The sequence below is a fragment of the Flexivirga lutea genome (assembly GCF_054778955.1).
The window spans coordinates 95,950-118,253 of record NZ_BAAGZB010000006.1 but is presented as its reverse complement, the minus strand read 5'-3'; the positions used below and the strand labels follow the sequence as shown (position 1 = coordinate 118,253).

Here is a 22,304-nt window from a genome sequence, read left to right as displayed (position 1 = left end):
GATGCGTCATTCTTCCAGGTCTGCACCGTCGCTGCCCTTCAGTTTGCCGGCGTTGCCGATCCATGTGTCGACCTGGTCGCGCAACGCCACGGCACCCTTGTGATCAAAGGCTTCCCGGGCGGCAGCGGCTGCGGCACGGGACGCGGCCTCGTCACCGAGCAACCGCTCCACGATCGCAGTGACAGCGTGGAGGAAGCCGGCGTCGACCAAACTCTCCTCCGGCCGGTCCACCTGCGCACCGACCCGGAGCTGCTCGAACGCCCGCGCGCGGTCGCCGCCGAGAGCGTGACCGACAGCGGCGGTGAACGCTCGCACGTCGGCGCGCAGCCAGTCGAACGTCGTCGGCAGTTCGACCGCGAGCGCGGCGGCCACCTGCTGACGGGCCGCCACCAGGTCCCCGGCGAACAACGCCCACCGCGCCGCCGAGGCATGCAGTGGCGGCGCATAGGCAAACAACGAGGCTTTCGCGGCGCGGCGGCCCAGTTGTGCGGCGAACTCCGCGGCGGCCGCGAGATCGCCTTCCGCCGCGAGGGTGCGGTGGTAGTGCTGCAGGTCGTAGAGCGTCTCGGTCCGGTCCACGCCGTCGAACGCGCGCTCGTGCAGCGTCCACTGCTCGCGGCTCTCCTCGAACCGGCCGCTGCACGCGAGCGCCGCCGCGAGCACGGCAGTCGTGGTGCCCCACAGCCCGCGGTGCCCGGAGACCACCACCTGCAGTCGCTGCGCAGCGGCGATCACGTCGGCCAGCGGCGTATTGCCGGCGTAGGAGATCTGCAGGTCGAAGTTGAGCCAGATCCGCTCCAGCATGCGGCGCCGGCTGTCCGCCGCGCCCCGCGCCCCGGCCACGCACAACTCGTGGCAGGCCTGCAGGTTGCCCAGGTCGGCGTGCGTCTGAGCCAGGTAGATCGACGCGAGCTCGCTCGCGTAGGGCGGCGCCTCGGCCCGCGTGGCCATGACGTCCACCATCGACGCTGCCTCCTCACGTGCCTGGTCCATGGTCAACGTGCCCTGCCGCATCTCGACCAGGCGTCGCGGCGCGCTCCCGACGATCCGCCAGGCCGGGTCCTGCGCCATGGCTTCGTCGAGCAGGTCGAGCCAGCTTCGCCAGCGCTCCGCGGGCGCACCGCTGTTGCGGGCGAGGACGACCGCGTATGCGGCCTCGAAGTGTCGGGCATCACCGGGCGGCAGCAATGCGAGCAGCATGTCGATGGAGTCCGGCATGGCCGGGTCGCCGCGCAGCAGGCGGACTCTCAGCAGGGCCATGGCGGCGTCGGCTGCCGACTGCTGCAACGACCGTCGCTCCTCGGCGGGGCCGTCGATCTCCCGCAGCAAGGCGTAAGCCCGGCGGCGGTGCGAGGCGACCAGCGCGACCGGGTCGGCGGCGATCTCACCGGGATGTGCCGCGATCCAGTCTGCGAGCGCCGAATGCCGAATGATTCGAGTGCGTTTCGGCATGGTCCGGTATGCGGTCTGCATGAACACCGCTTGTGCGAACCGGTAGTCGCCTGCGCCTGCGACCTCCAGCACATTGCGGCTGCGCAGCCGGCCGACAACGTCGGAGGCGTTCGCCGAACCGGCCGTCGCCGCGACGGGTGCGAGCGGGAAACGGCGACCGTAGACCGCGGCCACCTCGACGAGCAGCCGTTCGTCAGGGGTCAGCCGGTCGAGTGCGGCCTCGTAGAGCTGGGTCACGGACGCAGGTAGCGTCTCCCCTGCCGCGGCCGACTGGGCCAGCAGCTGCACCACCTGCGGGTTGCCGTCTGCACGGCGGACGAGGTCCTCGGGGGTCACGCCGGTGTCGCCGCCCGGTATGGCGAGCCGTTCCGCCGCGATCGCGAGCAACTGGTCGTCGTCCAGTGGTGCGACGTCCTCGACGCGAGACTTGCGCCCGCCACCCCAGCGGGCGTCGATGTCGAAGAGTTCGGGACGGGACAGGCAGATCGTCAGCACCGGCAGGCCGCGACTCGCTGCGGCTGTCCTGCCGATGAAGTCCAGCTGCGCCTCGGTCGCCCAGTGCAGGTCGTCCCACACCGAGGCGACCAGAGACGACTCGCACATCGCTGCAAGTACCGAGTGGACGGCCCACACCACGTCCTCGACCGACGTCTGCGCGTCGGACCGGCCGACCGCGGAACGCAACCGCTGCAGCACCGGTGGCGCGTCGTCGCCCAGCAACCCGGCGACATACGCCTCCCAGTCGCTGTCGAGACTGCTCAACCAGCCGGCGAGCGGTGCGAACGCGCCGGTGCTCAGGGCGTCCGCCGCACCGGAGACCACGCGCAAACCGTCGCCGTACCCAGCCGCGAACTGCCGGATCAGCCGCGACTTGCCGATCCCCGGCTCCCCGACATACGTCAGCAGCCAGCCCTCCTGGCGAGCAGCCGAGCGTTCCGCGAGGGCAGTCAGGTCGGCCAGCTCCGCCGCGCGGCCGACGAAGGCCGGCTCGCGCACCTGCAGAGCCCGGTCCTGGTCGGCGGCGACCCGGTACACCTGCTGCGGCACGCTCTTGCCCTTGTGCAGGATCTCGCCCACGTCGTCCAAGGCGATCTCGCTGCGTACGAGCTCGGCGACGGTGTCACCGACATAGGTCTGGTCAGATCCCGCGGCCGCCTCCAGCCGCTGCGCGGTGTTGACCGCGTCACCGGTGACCGAGAACTGCCCGTCCGGCTGGTGGGTGACGAAGACCTCACCGGAGTTGACGCCGATGCGTGCATGCAGTCCGACACCGATCTCCTGCTCGAACTGTTCGGACAGCTCGGCCACCGCCCGATGTATGCCGTCGGCAGCGCGCACGGCTCGCACGGCGTCGTCCTCACGGGTGCTCGGCACACCGAAGACCGCCATGACCGCGTCACCGATGAACTTCTCGACCGTGCCGCCCTGCGCCCAGATCGCCGCACAGACGGCATCGAAGTAGCGGGCGAGCCTGTCCCGCAACGCCTCCGGATCCGCCGACTCCCCGAGTGTGGTCGAGCCGACGATGTCGCAGAAGAGGATCACCACGTGCTTGCGCGCCGGCGCGTGCTGGCCGCCCTGCGCCACCGCGGCACCGCAGGTCGAACAGAAGCGCGCCTCTGTCGGCAGCTGCGCGCCGCACCGGGCACACCTGGTCATGTCGTTCACCCCCTCGCCGGTGCCACCCTACGACTCACGCGGCCACGGCTCGCAGCTTCTCGGCATTGCCGACCCAGGTGTCCACCTGCGCGACCAGAGCGGTGATCCCCTTGGCGGTCAAGGCCGCTCGGGCCTGCTCCGCGGCGGCGTGCGACGCATCCTGGTCGCCGAGCAGCCGCTCGACGATCGCGGTCATCGCGTGCAGGAACGCCGCATCGAGCGGGCTCTCCTCCGGCCGTCCGATCTGCGCGTTGTGCGCGATCTGGCGCAGTGCTCCCACCCGATCGCCACGTAGCGCACACTGCACGGCGATCATGAAGGCGGTGTTGGCGTCCTCCAGGAAGGCCAGCGTCGCCGGCAGCTCGACCGTCAAGAGCCGGCGGCAGCAGTCGATCGCGAACTGCAGATCACCGGCGAAGATCGCGTCCCGCGCGGCGGAGCCGAACAGGCTCGCCGCGAAGCTGGCCAACTCCACACCGCCGGCCAGCTCGGCCCAATAGCGCGCCGACTCCAGCGGCCGCCCCTCGGCCAGCAACAGCTGCGGATAGTGCTGCAGCTCGAAGGCCCGCTCCGCCACCGACTCCTCGGTCTGGGTCGCGGTCAACTCCTGCCACAGGGTGCGTGCACCGTCGAAGTCCCCGGTGCCGGCCAATGCCCCCGCCAGCACAGCGGTCGTCGTGCGCCACAGCTGGCGCTGCCCGGACACCATGCTCTGCAACGTCCGCGCGTCGGCGATCACCGCCGGCAACGGCGTCAGTCCGAGGTATGCCGCCTGAATGTCGAAGCTGCGCCACATGCGTTCGATGAACACATGGCCGCTGCGTTGCGCACGGGCCACTCCCTCGACGCAGAGCCGGTGACACGCCGCGACATTGCCCAGATCGGCCTCCACCTGCGCCAGCAGATTGGCGACCATGTCCACCGCGAGCGGGTCGACGTCGGACACCTCGTCGAGCCGGCCGAGGATCTCCAGTGCCTCGGTGCGCGTCTGCTCCAGGCTGACGTCGCCGCTGCGCACCGCCGCGAGGTGACGCGGAGCGCGCCGGATGATCTGCCAGGTGCGGTCGGTGTCCATCGCGGCATCGAGCCGATCGAGCCAGCCGATCCAGCGCTGGGGTGCGACCCGGCTGCGCAGGAACCACGCGGACCGCACCGCCTCGAAGTGCCGGGCATCTCCGACCGGCAGCACGCCGAGCAGCCGGTCGATCGCATCCGGCAAGCCGGGGTCGCCCCGCAACTGCATCGCCAGCAGCGACTCCAGTGCTGCGTCGGACGCCATACGCTGCAACGTCATTCGCTCGGCCGGCGACCCCTCGATCTCCTCCAGCAGATGGAACGCGCGCTGTCGATGGGACGCGATCAGCGCGATCGAATCGGCGCGCACTGCGTCACGGTGCTGATCGACCCAGTCAGCCAACGCCGTGTGCCGGGTGATCCGGGTGCGTTTGGACATGGTGCGGTATGCCGTCTGCATGAAGACCGTCTGCGCGAAGCGGTAGTCGCCGTCGGGGGCGACCTCCAACACGTTGCGGTCACGCAACCGGTCGAGCACGGTTGCCGGATCGGAGGTGCCGGCGACCGCGCTCACCGGCGCCGCCGGGAATCGCCGGCCATAGACCGCGGCCGCTTCGACCATCGCGCGCTCGTCGGCGCCCAGCCGGTCCAGCGCGGCTTCGTAGAGCTGGGTGACCGACGCCGGGAGCGCACCACCGGCGGCGGCCGACTGCGCCAGCAACTGCACCACCTGCGGGTTACCGTCGGCACGCTCGACCAGGTCTTCGGCGGTGACGTCGATGTCACCTGCCTGCAGGGCGATGCGCTCCGCGGCGACCGCGAGCATGTCGTCGTAGTCCAGCGGTTCGACGTCCTCGACCCGGGCTTTGCGGCCGCCACCCCACGCGGCGTCGATGTCGAACAACTCCGGCCGGGCAAGGCAGATGGTGAGCACCGGCAGGGCGCGGCAGGCCGCGGCCAGCTTGCCGATGAAGTCCAGCTGGGTCGCCGTCCCCCAGTGCAGGTCGTCCCACACCGACGCCACGGGCGAGGTCTCACAGATGGCGGCGAGCACCGCATGCGCCGCCCACACCACGTCCTCGGTGGAGGTCTGCGCGTCGGAGAGGCCGACCGCCGAACGCAGCCGCTGCACCACCGGCGCCGCCTCGTCGCCGAGGAGTTGCTCGACATACGCCTGCCAGTCGTCGGCGAGGCTTGCCAGCCATCCGGCGAGCGGCGCGAAGGCGCCGGTGCTCATCGCCTCGCAGCCGCCGGCGACGACGCGCAGCCGGTCGCGCCGGCCGGCGGCGAACTGCCGCACCAGCCGTGACTTGCCGATGCCCGGGTCGCCGACATACGTCAGCAACCAGCCCTGCCGGCGCGCTGCGGAGCGGTCGGCGAGCACGGTGAGATCGGCCAGCTCCACCTGCCGCCCGACGAACGCCGGCTCGCGGACGGTGAGCACGCGGTCCTGGTCGCGGGCCACCCGGAAGACCCGCTGGGGCACCGTGCGGCCCTTGTGCAGGATCTCGCCGACCTCGTCCAGTGCCACCCCGTCACCGACCAGTTCGGCGACGATGTCCCCGACATACGTCTCGTCGACGCCGGCCGCCGACTCCAGCCGTTGCGCGGTGTTGACCGCGTCGCCGGTGACCGAGAACTGCCCGTCCGGCTGGTGTGACACGAACACCTCGCCGGAGTTGACGCCGATGCGGACGTGCAGCTCCTTGCCGATCTCGTCCTGGAAACGCCGGGACAATCCGGCCACCGCCTCGTGTATGGCGCCCGCGGCGCGCACCGCCCGCAGGGCGTCGTCCTCCCGGGTGCTGGGCACCCCGAAGACCGCCATGACGGCGTCACCGATGAACTTCTCGACCGTGCCCCCGTGCTCCCAGATCACCCGTGACACGGCCGCGAAGTAACGAGCGAGCCGGTCGCGGAGGGCTTCGGGATCGGCGAACTCGCCCAGCCCGGTGGAGCCGACGATGTCGCAGAAGAGGATCACCACGTGTTTGCGCACCGGAGCCTGCAATGCACCCCGCGCCACCGCAGCACCGCACGAGGAGCAGAATCGCGCCTCCTCGGCCAGCTGCGCCCCGCACCGAGCACACGTCGTCACGAGGCGAACTTACCTCGCAGCACGGACGGATACGGTATGGCGTCGGTCGGCGGATCTGACCGGCGAAGGCCTGTCCGCGCTGCTAGGTTGGCTCGGTTACCGCACAGCTGCCACATCACTCAGTTCACAAGGGGTTCATCCATGGCAAGCGCCCAGTTGAAGCAGATTCTCGCGGGCATCGACCTGTTCGCTGGTCTCAGCCCGGCCGCCATCTCGCAGATCGCGGAGAGTGGGTCCACGTTCCGCGGTGGTCCGGGATCCAAGGTGATCACCGAGGGTGCCAAGGACAGCGGCCTGCGCGTGGTGCTCGAGGGCTCCGCCACGGTCAGCGTCGGCGACGAGGAACGCGGCCAGATCGGCGTCGGCGACTACGTCGGGGAGCTGTCGATGATCGACGGCGCCGCACGATCGGCGACGATCACGGCCGGTCCGGAAGGTGTGGAGACCTTCGCGCTCTCCCCCATGGCCTTCATGCCGCTGGTGCGCGGTGACGGAGACATCGCCGCGGCCCTGCTGAAGACGCTGGTCGCCCGGCTGCGCAAGGTCGAGGCGGCCGCCGCCGACAAGTAGACCCATCACGTCGGTCGAGTAGCGGCCGGAGGAGGAGCGGCGCACAAGGGCTCAGTGACATTGAAATGACTCGGCGGGAGCTTGCTCCCGCCGAGTCATTTCAATGCGCGAAGTGGCGGGTGCCGGTGAAGTACATGGTGATGCCGGCTTCCGTCGCAGCGTCGACGACCGCCTGATCGCGCATCGAACCACCCGGCGCGACAACGGCTTTCACACCCGCGTCGATCAGCACCTGCAGACCGTCCGGGAAGGGGAAGAACGCGTCGGAGGCCGCGACCGAGCCGCGCGCCCGCTCCGCACCGGCGCGGTCGACCGCCAGGTGGCAGGAGTCGACCCGGTTGACCTGGCCCATGCCGACGCCGACCGAGGCACCCCCGGAGGCGAGCAGGATCGCGTTGGACTTCACGGCGCGGATCGCCCGCCAGGCGAACTGCAGGTCGGCCAGTGTCGCCTGGTCGGCCGGAGCACCGGAGACCAGCCGCCAGTTGGCGGCGTCGTCGCCACCGGTGACGTTGCCGTCCTCGTCACGGACCACGGCGTCGACCTTGTCAACCCGTTGCATGAGCATGCCGCCGCTGATCGGCCGGATCTCCACCGGGTCGCGCTGCTGCGCGTCCTGCGACGACAGCTTCAGCAACCGAATCGCCTTGCGCTTGCCGAGGATGTCGACCACGCCCGGCTCGAAGTCCGGCGCGACGACGACCTCGGTGAAGATGTCCTTGACGGTCTCGGCCATCTCGACCGTCACCGGGCGGTTCGTGGCGATCACGCCGCCGAAAGCCGACATCGGATCGCACGCATGTGCCTTGCGATGGGCGTCGGCTATGTCCGAACCGACAGCAATACCACAGGGATTCGCGTGCTTGATGACCGCGACGGTCGGCTGGTCGCCGTGGTCGTATGCCGCCCGCACCGCCGCATCGGCATCCACGTAGTTGTTGTACGACATCGCCTTGCCGAAGAGTTGCTCGGCCGAGGCGATGCCGGGCCGCCAGTGCCGGTAGAGCGCGGCACCCTGGTGCGGGTTCTCGCCATACCGCAGGTCCTGTGCCTTGCTGAAAGTCGCGCCGGACCAGCTCGGGAAGCCGCTGCCGTCGCTGGTGTCGACATACACGTTGCTGATCCAGTTGGCCACGGTGTTGTCGTAGTCGGCGGTGTGCTGAAAAGCCTGCGCGGCCAACAGCTTCCGCTGCTCAAGGGTGAACCCGCCGGCAGCGACGGCCTCGAGGGTGGCCGCATAGGCCTCCGGCGAGGTGACGATGGCCACGCTCGGGTGGTTCTTGGCGGCGGCACGGACCATCGACGGACCGCCGATGTCGATCTGCTCGATGCATTCGTCGGGGGTCGCTCCGGAGGCGACCGTCGCACGGAACGGATAGAGGTTGGAGACGACGAGCTCGAACGGCGCAACACCGAGTTGGTCCAGTTGCGAGAGGTGTTCGGGGATGCGGGTGTCGGCCAGGATGCCGGCGTGCACCTTCGGGTGCAGCGTCTTGACCCGGCCGTCCAGGCACTCCGGGAAGCCGGTGAGGTCCTCCACCTTGGTCACCGGGACGCCGAGACCCTCGATGAGTGCGGCGGACCCACCGGTGGAGACCAGCTCGACGCCGGCCTCGTGCAGGCCACGGGCCAGGTCTTCCAGGCCCGTCTTGTCATAGACGGAGATGAGTGCGCGCTTGATGGGACGACGGCCTTGTGGTTCGGACATGACTCTCCTTGCGAGGGTACGGGCGGTGCATGCGCGCACCCAGGCGGGCGATGCACGCGACTCCACTCCCCGGTGGTTACCCACCTGCGCCAGTCGTGTGGGACCAGGGTACCTGGGCCCGGATGCGCTCTGACCTCGCTACTCGACCGGCGGTACACGGACGCGGCGGCCGTCGACAGTGAATCCCTGCCTGGCCAGCCGGCCGACCCACTCCACCAGCTGGGGACGCTCGGCCTGCTTGATCCGCTCGGTCAAGGAGTCGACCGTGTCGTCGTCCTGCACCGGCACGGCGCACTGGGCCACGATTGCCCCGGTGTCCACTCCCGCATCGACGACGAAAAGCGTTGCGCCGGCGAGCTTCACGCCATACTCCAGCGCATCGCGCGGGCCGTGTATGCCGGGGAAGCTCGGCAACAACGCGTTGTGGCTGTTGAGGTAGCGGCCGCCGAACTCCGCGAGGAACCGCTCCCCCACCAGCTTCAAGAATCCGGCAGAGACGACCATGGCCGGTTCGTGGGCCGAGACCTGCTCGGTCAGCGCCGCGTCCCAGGCGGCGCGGTCCGCGAAGTCCTTGACGCGGCAGACGAAGGTCGGGATCCCGGCCCGTTCGGCCCGCGCGAGACCCTGGATGTCCGGTCGGTCGGCACCGACCGCGGCGATGCGCACGCCGTAGTCGGGGTCCTGCGATGCGTCGAGCAACGCTTGCAGAAGCGTCCCGGATCCGGACACGAGGACGACGACGGGCGCCGGGGACCCGGTCTGCGCGCGAGGGGATGCCACCCCGGAAAGCTACCTCAGCCCCCGGGCGTCCGCCGCGCGCAGGTGATGCAGGTCGTGGTCGTGGGCAGCGCCGCCAGCCGTTCGTCCACGATCGCGCCGCCGCAGTGTTCGCACCGGCCGTAGCTGCCGGCCCGCACGCGGGCCAGCGCCGCATCGATGCGGGTCAGCTGGGCCTTCGCGTCACGGCGCAGCGCGTCGACCATCGCTCGGTCGACGGCGATGGTGTGCCCCTCCGGGTCGTGCTCGTCATCGGCGTTGCTGTCGCGCAGCGCCGTCACCACGTCGTCGAAGGTGTCGTCGAGCAGCCCGGCGCGCGCGATCACCTCGCGGCGCAGTTCGGCCAGGATCGTCTCGGCACGGCCGGCGTCCATGCTTCTACCGTATGTCGCGTGCCGCTCAGCGGCGCAGCGCGCGTTTCCAGTGCAGGAAGAGCGTGGTCAGCAGCGCGCCGAGCAGCAGCTCCGCCACCAGCAGCGGGACGATCATCAAGGACGGTCCGATGTAGTCCAGCGAGCCGCCGCTGACACCGGCCGTGGACAGCCAGCTGAGCACCAGCACGATCGCCGCGGTCATCCCGGCGGCCTGAGCGGCGGTCACGGCCTTGGTCTTCAGGGACGCGTAGGTCGTCAGGTTGCCCAGCGACCGGTGGCCGACGAAACCACCCAGCAGCACCGGGAGGACCGGTGCGAATGCCGTCCCGGGCGGGAGCGCTCCGGCACCCGGCACGGCGCCGAGCACCGGGATCATCGGCAGCAGGCCACCGTGCACGGACGTCGCGCCGACACTGACCGCGCCGATGTGCACCGCGGCCCCGGTGGTCCACCCGGCCGACCACAGCAACAGATTGGGCAAGGCCGCGAGCTGCCCGAGCCACAGCACCACTCCGCCGAGCAGCCCGGGGTGCAGCTGGCCGCCCACGTCGCCGACCGCCGAGGCGTGGGTCAGCACCAGGATCAGCACGACGAGCAGTCCGATCCCCAGGTAACCGACCACGCCCTCGGTCGCCGGACGTAGGGCCCGACGGGTGGACAAGGAGATGCGACCGTCCAGGAACGCCTTTGCCTGGTCGGCCACCGGTTCGTCGCTGCGCAACAGCGCCCACCCGCAGCCCACCAGGCCGACCACGACGGCCCCGGGCAGGACGGTCAACAGGTTGGGGTGGGCCGGACCGCTCAGCGACAGCCCGGTGACGAACAGCCCGGTCACGACATACCCGAGGACGTATGCCGCCGGCCCCTCCCACCAGGAGGCGCCGCGACCGGATAGGTGGGTCAGCATGGCCTTGGCCGCCATCCGCGCCAGCACGACCGCGAGGGCGGTCAACACCAACGGGGCGAACGTCACCGTGTGGCTGCCTGCCGAGGAGACCGACACATGGCCGCGGTGAGCCAGTGCCCAGCCGTCGCCGCTGAAGCTCAGCGCGTCGGTCCACGACGTGGTGCTCTGCGGGTCCGCCGCCCACGCGACCATCACCGGCACGATCAGCAGCAGCCCCAGCATCACCGCACCCACGGCGCCGTACCCGGCCGCGATCGACAGTTGTCGCCAGTCCCGTGGCTCCTCCGCGGAGGACAGGGACGTCGGCAGGGTGGTGCGCACGCGATCAAGGAGACTCATGTTGCGCCCCATGGTCCCTGCACCTCCCGCCGGCGTCCCGCCGACTCGCCGGTGTCCAGCAGATCGACAGGTTGTCGGTCGGGTCCGTGGACCCACCCACCGCCGCCGCCGGGCGGCTACGCTCGGGCGCATCGGCGAGGCGACAGGGAGGGAAATCATGGAACACCGGACGCACCAGCGCACGTTCGGGCCCGGGCGGGACCGGTTGCTGCACGACGGGCGACCGGTGAGCGCCTGCGCCGTCGCCGACACCGCACGCAGCCGGCGCAAGGGACTGTTGGGCACCACGGCGGTCGAGGGCGCGCTGTGGCTGACGCGCTGTCCCTGCGTGCACATGATCGGCATGCGGTACCCCATCGACGTGGCGGTGCTCGACAAGCACGGCACGGTGCTGCACGTCACCACGCTGCGCCCCTGGTCAGGTATGACACGACCGCGGCTGCGCGGTGCCACCACGGTGGAGACGGCCGAAGGTGCGCTGGCCGCGTGGGGCGTGACCCGCGGGGACCGCCTCGCCGTCGTGCGCGCGTGAACTCCTGGCTGGTCGGCAGCATCGCGGGTGCCGTCGCGATCCCGGTCGCGCTGCTGTTGCGCCGCAGGCTGCGCACGGCGGCTCATCGCTACGACGACGAGCTCGACACCCCCGCCCGACACCACGCCTGGGTCGTGGTGGTGCTGCCGGTGATCGTGCTGCTGGTCGGCCGCGCCCTGGCCGAGAGCCACAACGCACTGCTCGCGCTCGCCTACTGCGTCAGCCTGCCGGTGTTCGCGGCGCTGGCCGCGATCGACCTCGACGTGCACCGCTTGCCCGACGCCCTGACCCTCCGGCTCGCGCCGGTCGCCGTGGTCATCGCGGCCGTCGCCAGTGCGTCCACCGGCGACTGGTTCGCCCTGCTGCGCGCGGTCCTCGCCGGCGCGGCCCTCGGGGCGGCATACCTGGTGCTGCTCCTGGTCTCTCGCGGCGGTGCGGGCCTCGGCCTCGGTGACGTCAAGTTGGCACTGGGCATCGGCACCTTGCTCGGCTGGTTCTCCTGGTCCGCGGTGCTCAGCGGCACGCTCATCGGTTTCATCCTCGGTGGCCTGTGGGCGGCAGGTCTGCTGATCACCCGCCGCGCGACCCGGCAGACTTACATCGCGTTCGGGCCGTTCATGATCGGTGGCACCGTGCTGGCACTTCTCGCGTCGTAGCTGGGACCGAAACAGGCCGCGCCCTCGCACGCGCGGCCCCAGCACGTGCGAGAGGCAGAGATGAACGAGCATTCCGCACCCTTTCTCGGGGTGATCGGCCGCGGCGGTGCCGGCGCGACCGACGAACTGTCGATGGTTGCCGTGGTCGACCCGGCCTCTCCGACGTGGGCCACCGATCTGTTCCGCAGCCGCGGCGCGAGCGGCGACGCGGTCGTCTTCGTGCCCGAACTCGAGCGGACACCAAAGATCGGTCAGGGCACCCAGCTCGACGAGTTGCTGCCCGAGCGCAGTCCACGCGTCGCCGTCGTGACGTTGCCTACCCATGTGACCGGGATCCTCGCCGCGGTCCGCGATTGCGCCCCACGGTTCGGGCACCGGGCCGAACTCATCGCCGCCGTCCGTGCCCACGTCGCCGCTTCGGACGCCGGAGCCTGGCTGCGCCGCGTGGGCAGGCTCGAGTCGCCCAGCCCGTCCTTCGGACAACACCTGGGTTCGTGGTGGCCCTTCGGTGGCGGCTACTTCGTCACCCTGCACCCGGCCCCGGCGGTGCGACGGCGGCCGACGGCCGTCACGTCCGCAGCCACTCCGCGCGTGCTGCGGACGAGCAGTGCACCGGCGCGCCGCACGGCGGACGCCCTGCGGCGCGCCTACGCGGCCCAGCACCAGGAGGTGCTCGCCGTGCCGCATCGGCCGGCCGCACGGTGGGGCACCGACCGGGCGATCGAGTATGTCGCCACGCCGCACCCGGCCGCTCTGCAGCTGCCGGTGCCCGACGGACGATGCCCCTCCTGCGGCGACCCGATCTGGGGTCAGTGCGCCTTCTGCCATCTCCTGCCGCCTCGACTCGACCACTGGTTGCCGGTCTCCGTGCCGGGGGTCGCACCGCTCGCGGCGACGCCGGGACCGGCACCGGGGACGGCACCCGAGGCACCGCCCCCCACCGTCGGCAAGGCGTTCCAGCTGCCACGCCACCGGCCGACGGCCGACGCGCGCTAGCGGTCGGATCAGGCTCCTCCGCCGCAGCCGGGCCAATCGGCGAATTGTGTCCCGTCCCAGTACTTCCCGCCGGTCGAGGTGAGGTTGCTGGTGTTCACCTCGACGGAGCCACCCACCTTCGCCAGCAGCTTGGCGTCGAAGTCGGCGCCGTAGCTGTGTGCGTCCTCGCTGAAGTTCTGCCTGGTCACGTAGCCGTGATCACGGGCCGCGTCGGTGAACGCGACCGTCGTCGGCACCGTGGCGGCGGAACCGACCGCTGCCGCGGGCGGGAAGATCATCGATCCGCCCAGTGCCAGGCCTTGCGACAACAGGAAGTTGTTGGCCACGGTGGCGTCCTGCGAGTTCGTGATCGGCAGCGTGATGGTCGTCTCCTGGTAGGCCGCCGCATCCGGGTCGCCGCCGCCGTAGCCGTCCATCGTTGCGTCCGCCGTGCCAGCGAGCAGTGTCTTGACCGTCACGCCGGTGACCTTCCCGGTCTTGTCGCGGGTCACCTGGGTCAGCACCTTGACCTTGCCGCCCGCGGCGGCTTGCGCTTGCTGCGGCGCCTCGTCGCCGTACAGCAACTGCGCCTGGGCGGAGCCGGACATGTCGGCCTGGTAATAGGCGACCGTCGAGCCGTCACTGTTCTGCTGATAGCCCAGCCCTTCGGCGATGCCGACCTTCGCGGCCGCACCATCGGCGACGACCGTGACGTTGGCCGCGGCGCCGCCCTCGATGCCGCCCTCGACGAACTCAGATGTCTGCGGTGGGAGGTCCTTCTTCAACCCGGTGACGTCCAGGGCCTTGTCGGTCAGCCACCGGAAGGGAGTGTCGTGCCCGACCATGTGGTCCTCGATGTTGCTCTGCAACAGCGCGCCCATGACGTTCTCGAGTTCGGCCCGCGAGCGCGCGGTGTAGACCTTGCCCTCGGTGAACTGCAGACCGATGTGCGCGTTGGCATTGGCGCTCGCGCCGTACTTGTCGTTGTCCCAGGTGCCGGTGACGTCGAATCCGACGCCCACCCCGATCGACGCCCCGGCGGAGTCGGCGTGGGTGATGCGGTAGGTCCCGTCGCTCATCCGCTCGACCTGGAACTTCTGGCCCTCACTGCCGGTCACGATGAAGCTCACCGACACCTTGGCGTCCGCCGACTGGGAGTCGATGACGCACGACGTCGGTGGTTGGTGCGCAACAGCCTCCGGGCTGCTCGCCTGACAGCTGCCCTGCCCGAGGGTGACGACCTTGCAGATCGCGGCTCGCGCCTGGCTGGCGAGGGCGGGAGCACCGGTCGTCGTCGACGCGACCAGTGCCAGCACCAGCAGCGCGGCGAGGGCCAGCATCCCGGTCGTCTCCAGGGTGGACTGGCCTCGTTCGCGCTGCGCCGCCGCAATTGGCCTGCGACCGCTCATGATCGGGACCCCTCACCCAGGTAGCTGTTGCCCTGGAACGAGCGGTCGCGGCGTTCGGGCCGCACCAACCGGGCACCGAGCGTCACGGTCAACGTGCCGGTCAGGACCAGCAGGACCAGCACGTCCAGCGCGCCGGTGAGCAGCCCCGGGGCGAGAAACAGTTGAGCGACATACGCCCGCCCTGCCCAGGTGGCCGGGTCGAGCAGGAAGCCGATCGCCGATCCCGCCAGCACCGAGCCGGCGAAGGTATGACGCTGCCGGAGCCGCACGCTGCGGCCGGCGAGGATGATCACCGTCGCGATCAGCACGGCGGTGAACACCGCCACGCGCATCACGTAGCCCCGACCGACATCGTTGCCGGCGCCGGCGATCAACGCGCCGGACAGTGCCGCGACGCTACCGCCCACAGCGGTGATCAGCGCCGCTCGCCAGACCGTTCCCACCTGCATGTCCATCGTCATCTCCTCGACCAGCGATCGGCTCCTGCGCCGACCCGAGCAGCCATCGTTCCGGCGGAGCCGGCCCGGCCGGTGGGTCCGAGATCCCCAAAGCGGACCCAGCACGGTTGGGACCGGATGTGGGCCCACGGTCCCTGTCACAACCGGATCACGGTGGCCAACGCTGGTGCCGGGCGGAGCGTCGCGCGCCCGGTGCTCACTCCCCGTGGGATCGATGGAACCGATTTGTGTTCTGGGACATCGACATTCGAGTAACGGCACGCAGCAGATGCGCGCCACACACGGCCGGTGGGCCGCACCCGTCGGAAGGGAAAGACAGCGATGAACCCGCGCCAACGCAGGGGCATGGTGTTGATCATCATTGCGGTCCTCGGAGCCATCGGCGTCTTCGCCGGCGTCTCGTCGTACGTCAGCAACATCAACACCCAGGTCGGTTCGAAAGTCGCTGTGCTGGCTCTCAACAAGTCACGAGCCGCGTTCGCGGTGATCCGCCAGAGCGACCTGACGACCGTCGAGGTGCCCAAGCGCTGGGTCGACCCGCATGCGATCACCGACGCCAGCGAGGTGGTGGGCCACCGGCTCGCGATCGGCATCTCCGCCGGCTCGACGTTGACGTCGGACCTGTTGGTGCCGCCGACCGATCAGACCCGGCAGGAGCGGTTCATCACCATCAAGGTCGATGCCGTGACCGGTGGCGCCACGACCCTGCGCGCCGGCGACGCGGTCGACGCCTACGCCGTCTACGCGGACGTGGAAGGTCTGTCCAAACAGGTGCGTGTGCTGGTCCACGATGTGAAGGTCGTGACCGTGAGTTCACCACAGACAGAGCAGAATTCGTCATCCGCCAAGGGCACGAGCAGCGCACCGGCGAATTTCATCGCGGTGACCTTGGCGTTGACCGCGCAGGACTCCCTCGCGGTGACCTACGCCGCCGCCTTCGCCGCCGACCTGCGCGTCGTGAAGCTGCCACCGGTCGGCGAGCAGGACCCCAGCACGGACGGCCCGTATGACGCGAACAAGCTCGGCGGCAAAGCAGTGCCGGAGGGATCGAAATGACCAACAGCGTGGTGATCGGCTGCGCCGATCAGGCTCTTGCCTATGAACTGCGTTCCCAGCTGGACGAGATCGGCGATCTGGAGATCGGCTACATCGCCGAGACGACCAGTGAATTCAGCTCTGCGGTCATTCGTTTGGAGCCCGAGGTGGTGATCCTGCACGACGCGATCGGCCCCCAGCCGGCCATCGACGTGGTGCGCGAGCTGTCCCTGCGTCGACCGACCATGTCGGCGATCGTGGTCTGCGGGGATCCCTCGCCCGAGTCGTTGATGCCGCTCGTCGAAGCCGGCGCACGAGGCATCCTGACCTACCCGCTGGCCTTCGAAGAGGTCGAGGCACGGATGCGCGCGGCCGCGGAGTGGTCACGCGCCATGAGCGATGTGGTTGCCGCTCCTCATGATCCAGTCGGTGTGATCGGTGCACGAGTCATCTGCTTCACCGGCTCCAAGGGCGGCGTCGGCACCTCGACGGTGGCCACCCATCTCGCGCTCGATGTCGCGCGCGAGGTGCCCGACTTCCGCGTCGCACTGCTCGACCTGGACCTGGAGAAGGGTGACGTCTCGAGTCTGATCGACGTCCGCTACCGCACCTCGATCGCGGACGTGGCCAGAGTCAGCGATGATCTGAACGTCCGCACGGTCGCTGACGCCGTCGTGCCGCACGACTCCGGCCTGCACCTGCTGCTGACACCGCACCAGGTGCAGGACGTCGAATTCATCACGCCGCAATCGGTGCGAGTCATCATCGCCACCCTTCGGCAGGCCTACGACCTGGTCATCGTGGACGGCGGCTCCCACGTCACACCGACCCAGGTGGCCGCCGTCGAACTCGCCGACGAGGTCGTCGTGGTGACCACCCCGGACGTCCTGTCGCTGCGCGGTGTGCGCCGCAACCTCGACTCCTGGAACGGACTCGGCGTCCGCAAGGCCGACACGACGCGCGTGTTGGTCAACAGCAGCAGCAGACGCAATGCGATCCAGGCAGACCTGGTCCACCGTCTCGCCCAGGCGCCGGTGATCTCGGTCGCGTTGCCGTCGTTGCACAAGCAGCTCGAGGCAGCGGTCAACTCCCGCGACCCGCTGACCGTGCGGGAGAGCTCGTGGTGGAAGGCACTGCGCGCCATCGGCAAGGAGATTGAGCTGGTGCCGGTGCAGCCGCGAACGGACGTGGCGGCCGAGGCGATCCAGGCCGAGATCAGCAGCCGGCGCACGCAACGCCGCGGGCGCGGCAGGCGTCGGCGGCGCGACACCGACGGGTCCGGCGCGGAGTCGGGACAGATCAGCATCGAGACGGTCGGCCTGCTGCCCACCATCCTGCTGGTCTGCGTCTTCCTGTGGCAGATCGCTCTGGTCGGCATGTCGTCCATCTACGCATCGCACGCCGCCGACGCCGCGGCCCGGCAGGCCTCGCTCGGTCACGCACCCGGACCGACCGCTTACCAGCAGGTTCCGAGCTACTTCCGCGAGGGGATGAGCGTCGCACCGAACGGCAGTGCGCCGAGCAACGGCGTCGTCAGCGTGCACGTCAAGGTGCCGCTGCTGGTCCCGGGCCTGTTCTCCGGCCCCTGGTCGATCGACGCCACGCGCAAGGTGGTGCAGGAACCGTGACCACCCCGCTCAGGAAGCGAGTCTCGTCCGCTCGGGAACACGGGGTTGCCAGCATCGAGGTCGTCGGCCTGCTGCCGCTGGTTGCGCTGGTCGCCTCGCTGGTCCTGCAGTTCGTCGCAGCGGCATACACGGCGAATGCCACGGAGTCGGCGGCCCGGGCCGCCGCGCGCGCCTACTCGCTCGGAGACGACCCGGCCGCAGCCGCGCGCCGGTCGCTGCCGTCCGGCATCCACCCGGTCCGGGTCACCGTCCACGGCCCGCACCATGCGGCGTCGGTGACGGTGCACATCCCGCGATTGAGCGTGCTGCCGCTGGACGACGTCACCAAGACGGTGGTGATGCCATGAGAGGGCACTTCTCGACCGCGTCCGACGAACGCCGCGCCGCACCTGCCCGGTCCGTGCGCCAGGGCGCATCCGCCGTCGGTGACGCCGACGAGGCGGTGATCCGGCGGTTCAAGGCGATCCTGCTGGACGAGATCGACCTGGGCGAGCTGAGCCGGATGGACGCCTCGCAACGCCGGGTGCGGCTCGAGCGGGTCATGGCCCACCTGGTCTCCCGCGAAGGCCTCATCCTCAGCTCACGGCAACGCAATCAACTGGTCCGGCGGGTCGTCGACGAAGCAGTCGGTCTCGGCGTGCTCGAACCGCTGCTGGCCGACGACACCATCAGCGAGATCATGATCAACGGTCACCACGAGCTGTATGTCGAACGCTTCGGCACGTTGCAGCGGATCCCCTCGGCGTTCTCCAGCGAGGAACAACTGGTGCAGACCATCGACCGGATCGTCTCGACCGTCAATCGCCGGGTGGACGAATCGAATCCGATGGTCGACGCCCGGCTGCCACCCGATGCACGGATGCCGCGTGGCGCCCGGGTGCACGTCGTCCTTCCGCCGCTCGCGCTGAACGGGCCGGTCGTCACCATCCGGCTCTTCCCGAAGGCCTACGGCCTGGGCGAGCTGCTGGCCCGCGGCACCCTCGACGCCACCACGGCGGAACTGCTGCGACGCTGCGTCCGGGCTCGCCTGAACGTGATCGTCTCCGGCGGCACCGCCTCCGGGAAGACCACCATGCTGAACGCCCTGTCGGCATTCATCCCCGAGCACGAACGCATCATCACCATCGAGGACGCGGCGGAGCTGTCGCTCGAGCAGGAGCACGTCATCCGACTGGAGACCCGGCCCGCCAACGTCGAGGGCACCGGCGCGGTGCCGATCCGTGAGCTGGTGCGCAACTCGCTGCGGATGCGGCCTGACCGGATCGTCGTCGGGGAGTGCCGGGGCGGGGAAGCGCTGGACATGTTGCAGGCGATGAACACCGGTCACGAGGGTTCGCTGACGACCGTGCACGCCAACACCGCCGGCGACGCACTGACCCGGCTGCAGACCCTGGCCTCCATGAGCGACGTCGAGATTCCTTTCCCGGCACTGCACGAGCAGGTCAACCAGGCGGTGGACGTGGTCGTCCAGTTGCAACGCGGCTCCGACGGCACCCGCCGGGTCGTCTCCTGCGACTACGTCGCCTCCGAGTATGACGAGCCGTTCCGGTTGCGCTCGCTGATGCGCTGGGAACCGGCCGGTGCCGAGAATGCTTCCGGCTCAGGACGATTCGTCGTCGGCGCCGCGTTGCCCCGGCTACGCGACCGATTGGCCGCCGCCGGTGAGCGGCTGCCGGACGGCATACCGGTCGAGGAGCGCCGATGAACAGCCCCGCCCTGTTGTTGCTCGCCACGCTGACGGTGGCCGCGGTCTTCGTCGCCGGCGTGCGGGACATCGCCGGCGTGCTGAGCGAGCGAGCCCGGCTGCACGACCTCATCCTGGCCGACGACGCCCCGCGGTCCCACGGTCTCAGCTCACTCGACGCCCGCTTCCGGCGTACCCGCCCCGGCCGATGGGTGGCCACACAGCTGGCCCTCGCCGGCGTCAAGCGGGCGCCGCTGCACGTCGTCCTGGTGACCGCTGCGTCGGCCTTCCTCGTCGCCCTGGTCCTCGACAAGCTGCTGGCACCCGCCTTCGGCGTCCTCGGACTCGCCCTGACGGTCCAGGGACTACGGGTCTTCCTGCGCCGGGCCCGCGAGCGCCGGCGCGAGGCGTTCATCCTGCAGATGCCCGAGCTGGCCCGGGTGCTCGCCAACGCCACCGGCGCCGGACTGTCGATCCGGACCGCCATCTCGCTCGCCTCGGACGAACTGGCCGAGCCGGCATCGGAGGAACTGTCCCGGGTCGCCCGGGCCATGCAGTTCGGCGACTCGTTGGAGAACGGCCTGACCGGCATCCACGACCGGCTGCCGTCCCGGGAGATCCAGGTGCTCGTGTCGACGCTCCTCGTCTCCTCGCGCAGCGGCGGGTCCCTGGTGTCCTCACTGCGGGACATCGCCGACACCCTGGAGGCGCGCAAGGAGACGCGTCGGGAGATCCGCACCACGCTCGCGCAGGCGACGCTGACCGGCTACATGGTCGCCGCGATGGGTCTGTTGATGCTGGTGATGCTCAACACCATCAACGCGGGCACGGTCGAGAAGATGACCACCTCGACGTTCGGCCAGGTCGCCCTGATCGTCTCCGGCGGTCTCTACGCGCTCGGCCTGTTCCTCATCCGCCGCATCACCAGGATCGAGCCATGAGCGGCCACCTGGTCGCGTCCTGGATGCCGGTCGCCGCGGGACTGGGCCTGACGATCTGCTTCGTGCTCTTCCTGGTCGGCTACCGGCGGATGCGTTCGGATGCCGCTGACGGCCTGGCGGTGGAGGACCTGGTCCTGCTGCGCGGCGCCCAGCAGGAGGAGGCCAAGGGGCTGCGACCGCTGGAGAAGCTGGCGTCCCGATGGGTGCCGATCGTGCGGCGCGCGCTCGGGCCCAAGCGCACCACCGACCTGCAGCGGCGGATCAACGAGGCGGGCCGGCCGAACGGTATGACGGTCGACTCGTTCCTACGCCGACTCGTCATGTGGTACGTCCTCGCCATACCGCTCAGCCTGATCTTCCTCGGGCAGGGAAACCTCGTCCTGGCCATCGGTCCGCTCGGTGTGCCGCTGCTGATGACGTTCGGCGGGCTGAGCGGCGCGCGTCGCAAACGCCGGGAGGCGATCGACAACAACCTGCCCGACTTCCTGGACATCCTCGCGGTGACCGTCAAGGCGGGGGTCGCGTTCCGGCCGGCGCTGGCCCGGGTCGGTGCGCGCTTCGACGGTCCGCTCGGCGACGAGATCACGATCGTGCTCGGCCAGTTGCAGAACGGCGCGAGCATCCGGCAGGCCTTCACCGGTCTGAAGGAACGCAACGCGGCCGCGTCCATGACGCAGTTCGTGGCAGCCTTTCTGCAGTCCGAGGAGCTGGGTGCACCGCTCGCCGACACCCTCAACACGATCGCCTCGGACATGCGGCGCGAGTCGGCCCAGCGGATGCGGCGCACAGCGGCCCGGGCCGCCCCCCAGATCACGCTGATCACGTCGCTCGTCCTCGTCCCGGGCGTGCTCATCATGGTGCTGGTCGGCATCATCATCGGCTCCGGCGCCGACCTCGGGGGCCTCCTTGGTTGACCGTCCGAATCCCGCTGCGCCACTGTCGAACCGGCTCTTCCGGACAGTGGTCCGCAGTGCCCTGTTCATCCGCCTGGCGGCGCTGGTGCTGGCGGTCGCAGCGTCGCTGGCCGGCAGCCGGCGGGCCGACTTCTGGGTGTGGGCGCTGCTGCTGGCGGCCCTGACCTTCGTCGGCATCACCGGTCGGGTGGACGGGATCGGCTGGCTGCAACGCCACCCGTCACTGGCGGTGCTGGACGTCGGTGTCGTCATCACCATGATCTCGGTCGCCGGACCGGACAACGTGCTGCTGCTCGCGACGTTCCCGGCGGCGCTGCTCATCGGCGCGCTCTTCCCGTGGTTCGTGTCCGCGCTGCTGTTGTTCATCCTGCAACTGGGCTACCTCAGCGCCGTCGAGGCGCACGGGGGTCTGGCGCAGTCGCCATACATCGCGACGGTGGGGGTGCCGTTCGTCTATCTGGCAATGGCCGGCATCGGCGGCGCCATCAGCCACGGCACCCGGCAGCTGACCGAGATGCTCCTCGAGCTGCAGCGCGTGCAGGGCGAGCGGGTCGCGGCCGACGAACGCGCCCGGCTGGCGCGCGACATGCACGACTCGCTGGGCAAGACGATGCACGGCATCGCGTTGTCGGCGGCATCGCTGCCGCACTGGATCGAGCACGATGCGTTGCGCGCGAACTCGCTGGCCGCCGACCTCGCCGCACACGCCGAACGCGGCGCCCAGGAGGCGCGGGCCATCCTCGTCGGGCTGCGCACGCACCAGACCGACCGACCGTTGCTCGAAGTGCTCACCGAGCGGTGCCACCAGTGGTCCGAGGCGACCGGCATACCCGTCCGTACCCGCAGCGAGGGGGTCGCCGACGTGGACGATCGCCGCCGGGAGGTCGTGCTGGCCGTGCTCGCCGAGGCGCTGGAGAACGTGCAGCGGCACGCCGAGGCACAGGCGGTCGACGTGGTGTTCGCCGGCGACGCACGCCACGTGGCGCTCAGCATCGAGGACGACGGCGTGGGATTCGCCGACAGTCCGGCCGCGGCCGTGCAGCGCAAACGCTTCGGGCTGCTCGGGATGTACGAACGGGCCGCTGCCGCCGAGGGGTCGCTGTCGGTCGCGCCGCGCGCGCCCCGAGGCACCACCGTCCAGCTCTCCCTCCCCCGATGAAGGAGCATCCGCCGT

The 22,304-nt window shown here is 70.2% G+C and carries 19 protein-coding genes and 1 riboswitch; of the genes, 11 read left to right on the top strand and 8 right to left on the bottom strand.

Features of this window, described 5'->3' with window-relative positions:
• Nucleotides 1–6 precede the first annotated feature (6 nt).
• Both ACYVBN_RS17595 and ACYVBN_RS17590 read right to left on the bottom strand, forming a co-directional pair.
• Nucleotides 7–3,111 (bottom strand): adenylate/guanylate cyclase domain-containing protein, encoded by a 3,105-nt coding sequence (locus tag ACYVBN_RS17595; protein WP_460601641.1) that lies wholly within the window; start codon nucleotides 3,109–3,111, stop codon nucleotides 7–9.
• A 34-nt stretch (nucleotides 3,112–3,145) separates the two neighbouring features.
• Nucleotides 3,146–6,223: an adenylate/guanylate cyclase domain-containing protein gene (locus tag ACYVBN_RS17590; protein ID WP_460601640.1), complete on the bottom strand. Its 3,078-nt coding sequence runs from the start codon at nucleotides 6,221–6,223 to the stop codon at nucleotides 3,146–3,148.
• A 141-nt stretch (nucleotides 6,224–6,364) separates the two neighbouring features.
• Here ACYVBN_RS17590 and ACYVBN_RS17585 point away from each other — a divergent pair, with 141 nt between their 5' ends.
• A complete protein-coding gene (locus tag ACYVBN_RS17585) occupies nucleotides 6,365–6,793 on the top strand; it encodes a cyclic nucleotide-binding domain-containing protein (protein WP_460601639.1) in 429 nt (142 codons plus the stop codon).
• A 100-nt stretch (nucleotides 6,794–6,893) separates the two neighbouring features.
• Here ACYVBN_RS17585 and purH read toward each other — a convergent pair whose 3' ends face one another.
• From purH to ACYVBN_RS17565, 4 genes are all read right to left on the bottom strand, one after another.
• Nucleotides 6,894–8,501 carry a bifunctional phosphoribosylaminoimidazolecarboxamide formyltransferase/IMP cyclohydrolase gene (purH, locus tag ACYVBN_RS17580; RefSeq protein WP_440283973.1) on the bottom strand — a complete coding sequence of 536 codons (1,608 nt, stop codon included), beginning with the start codon at nucleotides 8,499–8,501 and terminating at the stop codon, nucleotides 6,894–6,896.
• Between the two features lie 30 nt (nucleotides 8,502–8,531).
• Nucleotides 8,532–8,608, bottom strand: a riboswitch (ZMP/ZTP riboswitch).
• Between the two features lie 31 nt (nucleotides 8,609–8,639).
• Entirely contained in the window at nucleotides 8,640–9,281 is a 642-nt protein-coding gene (purN, locus tag ACYVBN_RS17575) for a phosphoribosylglycinamide formyltransferase (protein WP_460601638.1), read from the bottom strand.
• Between the two features lie 14 nt (nucleotides 9,282–9,295).
• Nucleotides 9,296–9,652, bottom strand: coding sequence for a TraR/DksA family transcriptional regulator (locus ACYVBN_RS17570; RefSeq protein WP_460601637.1), 357 nt, complete (start codon nucleotides 9,650–9,652; stop codon nucleotides 9,296–9,298).
• Nucleotides 9,653–9,677: 25 nt separating this feature from the next.
• Entirely contained in the window at nucleotides 9,678–10,898 is a 1,221-nt protein-coding gene (locus ACYVBN_RS17565; RefSeq protein WP_460601636.1) for a cell division protein PerM, read from the bottom strand.
• Between the two features lie 157 nt (nucleotides 10,899–11,055).
• On the opposite strand from ACYVBN_RS17565, the gene ACYVBN_RS17560 reads away from it, so the two are divergent.
• Genes ACYVBN_RS17560 through ACYVBN_RS17550 form a run of 3 tightly spaced genes read left to right on the top strand, consistent with a single transcriptional unit; the run spans nucleotide 11,056 to nucleotide 13,082 of the window.
• Nucleotides 11,056–11,430 carry a DUF192 domain-containing protein gene (locus tag ACYVBN_RS17560; RefSeq protein ID WP_460601635.1) on the top strand — a complete coding sequence of 125 codons (375 nt, stop codon included), beginning with the start codon at nucleotides 11,056–11,058 and terminating at the stop codon, nucleotides 11,428–11,430.
• The gene (locus ACYVBN_RS17555; protein ID WP_440283978.1) at nucleotides 11,427–12,086 is read left to right on the top strand and encodes a prepilin peptidase; all 660 of its coding nucleotides are present in this window, start codon (nucleotides 11,427–11,429) and stop codon (nucleotides 12,084–12,086) included. Before ACYVBN_RS17560 ends, ACYVBN_RS17555 begins: the two co-directional genes overlap by 4 nt.
• Nucleotides 12,087–12,146: 60 nt before the next feature.
• On the top strand, nucleotides 12,147–13,082 hold the full coding sequence (locus ACYVBN_RS17550; protein ID WP_460601634.1) for a hypothetical protein: 936 nt from the start codon (nucleotides 12,147–12,149) through the stop codon (nucleotides 13,080–13,082).
• An 8-nt stretch (nucleotides 13,083–13,090) separates the two neighbouring features.
• Here the strand turns inward: ACYVBN_RS17550 and ACYVBN_RS17545 are convergent, their stop codons facing one another.
• Together ACYVBN_RS17545 and ACYVBN_RS17540 are read right to left on the bottom strand one after the other, a co-directional pair.
• Nucleotides 13,091–14,470: a hypothetical protein gene (locus ACYVBN_RS17545; protein ID WP_460601633.1), complete on the bottom strand. Its 1,380-nt coding sequence runs from the start codon at nucleotides 14,468–14,470 to the stop codon at nucleotides 13,091–13,093.
• Nucleotides 14,467–14,925, bottom strand: a complete 459-nt coding sequence (locus tag ACYVBN_RS17540; protein WP_440283981.1) for a hypothetical protein — start codon at nucleotides 14,923–14,925, stop codon at nucleotides 14,467–14,469. The genes ACYVBN_RS17545 and ACYVBN_RS17540 overlap by 4 nt, the downstream gene beginning before the upstream one ends.
• A gap of 324 nt (nucleotides 14,926–15,249) precedes the next feature.
• Here ACYVBN_RS17540 and cpaB point away from each other — a divergent pair, with 324 nt between their 5' ends.
• The 7 genes from cpaB to ACYVBN_RS17505 are packed head-to-tail and all read left to right on the top strand — an operon-like array spanning nucleotide 15,250 to nucleotide 22,289.
• The gene (cpaB, locus tag ACYVBN_RS17535; protein WP_460601632.1) at nucleotides 15,250–15,984 is read left to right on the top strand and encodes a CpaB family protein; all 735 of its coding nucleotides are present in this window, start codon (nucleotides 15,250–15,252) and stop codon (nucleotides 15,982–15,984) included.
• Nucleotides 15,981–17,591, top strand: a complete 1,611-nt coding sequence (locus ACYVBN_RS17530; protein WP_460601631.1) for an AAA family ATPase — start codon at nucleotides 15,981–15,983, stop codon at nucleotides 17,589–17,591. The genes cpaB and ACYVBN_RS17530 overlap by 4 nt, the downstream gene beginning before the upstream one ends.
• Nucleotides 17,588–17,938: a TadE/TadG family type IV pilus assembly protein gene (locus ACYVBN_RS17525; protein ID WP_460601630.1), complete on the top strand. Its 351-nt coding sequence runs from the start codon at nucleotides 17,588–17,590 to the stop codon at nucleotides 17,936–17,938. The genes ACYVBN_RS17530 and ACYVBN_RS17525 overlap by 4 nt, the downstream gene beginning before the upstream one ends.
• Nucleotides 17,935–19,296 carry a CpaF family protein gene (locus tag ACYVBN_RS17520; protein WP_460601629.1) on the top strand — a complete coding sequence of 454 codons (1,362 nt, stop codon included), beginning with the start codon at nucleotides 17,935–17,937 and terminating at the stop codon, nucleotides 19,294–19,296. Before ACYVBN_RS17525 ends, ACYVBN_RS17520 begins: the two co-directional genes overlap by 4 nt.
• Nucleotides 19,293–20,216 carry a type II secretion system F family protein gene (locus tag ACYVBN_RS17515; RefSeq protein ID WP_460601628.1) on the top strand — a complete coding sequence of 308 codons (924 nt, stop codon included), beginning with the start codon at nucleotides 19,293–19,295 and terminating at the stop codon, nucleotides 20,214–20,216. The genes ACYVBN_RS17520 and ACYVBN_RS17515 overlap by 4 nt, the downstream gene beginning before the upstream one ends.
• Entirely contained in the window at nucleotides 20,213–21,130 is a 918-nt protein-coding gene (locus ACYVBN_RS17510) for a type II secretion system F family protein (RefSeq protein WP_460601627.1), read from the top strand. The genes ACYVBN_RS17515 and ACYVBN_RS17510 overlap by 4 nt, the downstream gene beginning before the upstream one ends.
• On the top strand, nucleotides 21,123–22,289 hold the full coding sequence (locus tag ACYVBN_RS17505) for a sensor histidine kinase (protein ID WP_460601626.1): 1,167 nt from the start codon (nucleotides 21,123–21,125) through the stop codon (nucleotides 22,287–22,289). The genes ACYVBN_RS17510 and ACYVBN_RS17505 overlap by 8 nt, the downstream gene beginning before the upstream one ends.
• Nucleotides 22,290–22,304: the final 15 nt, after the last annotated feature.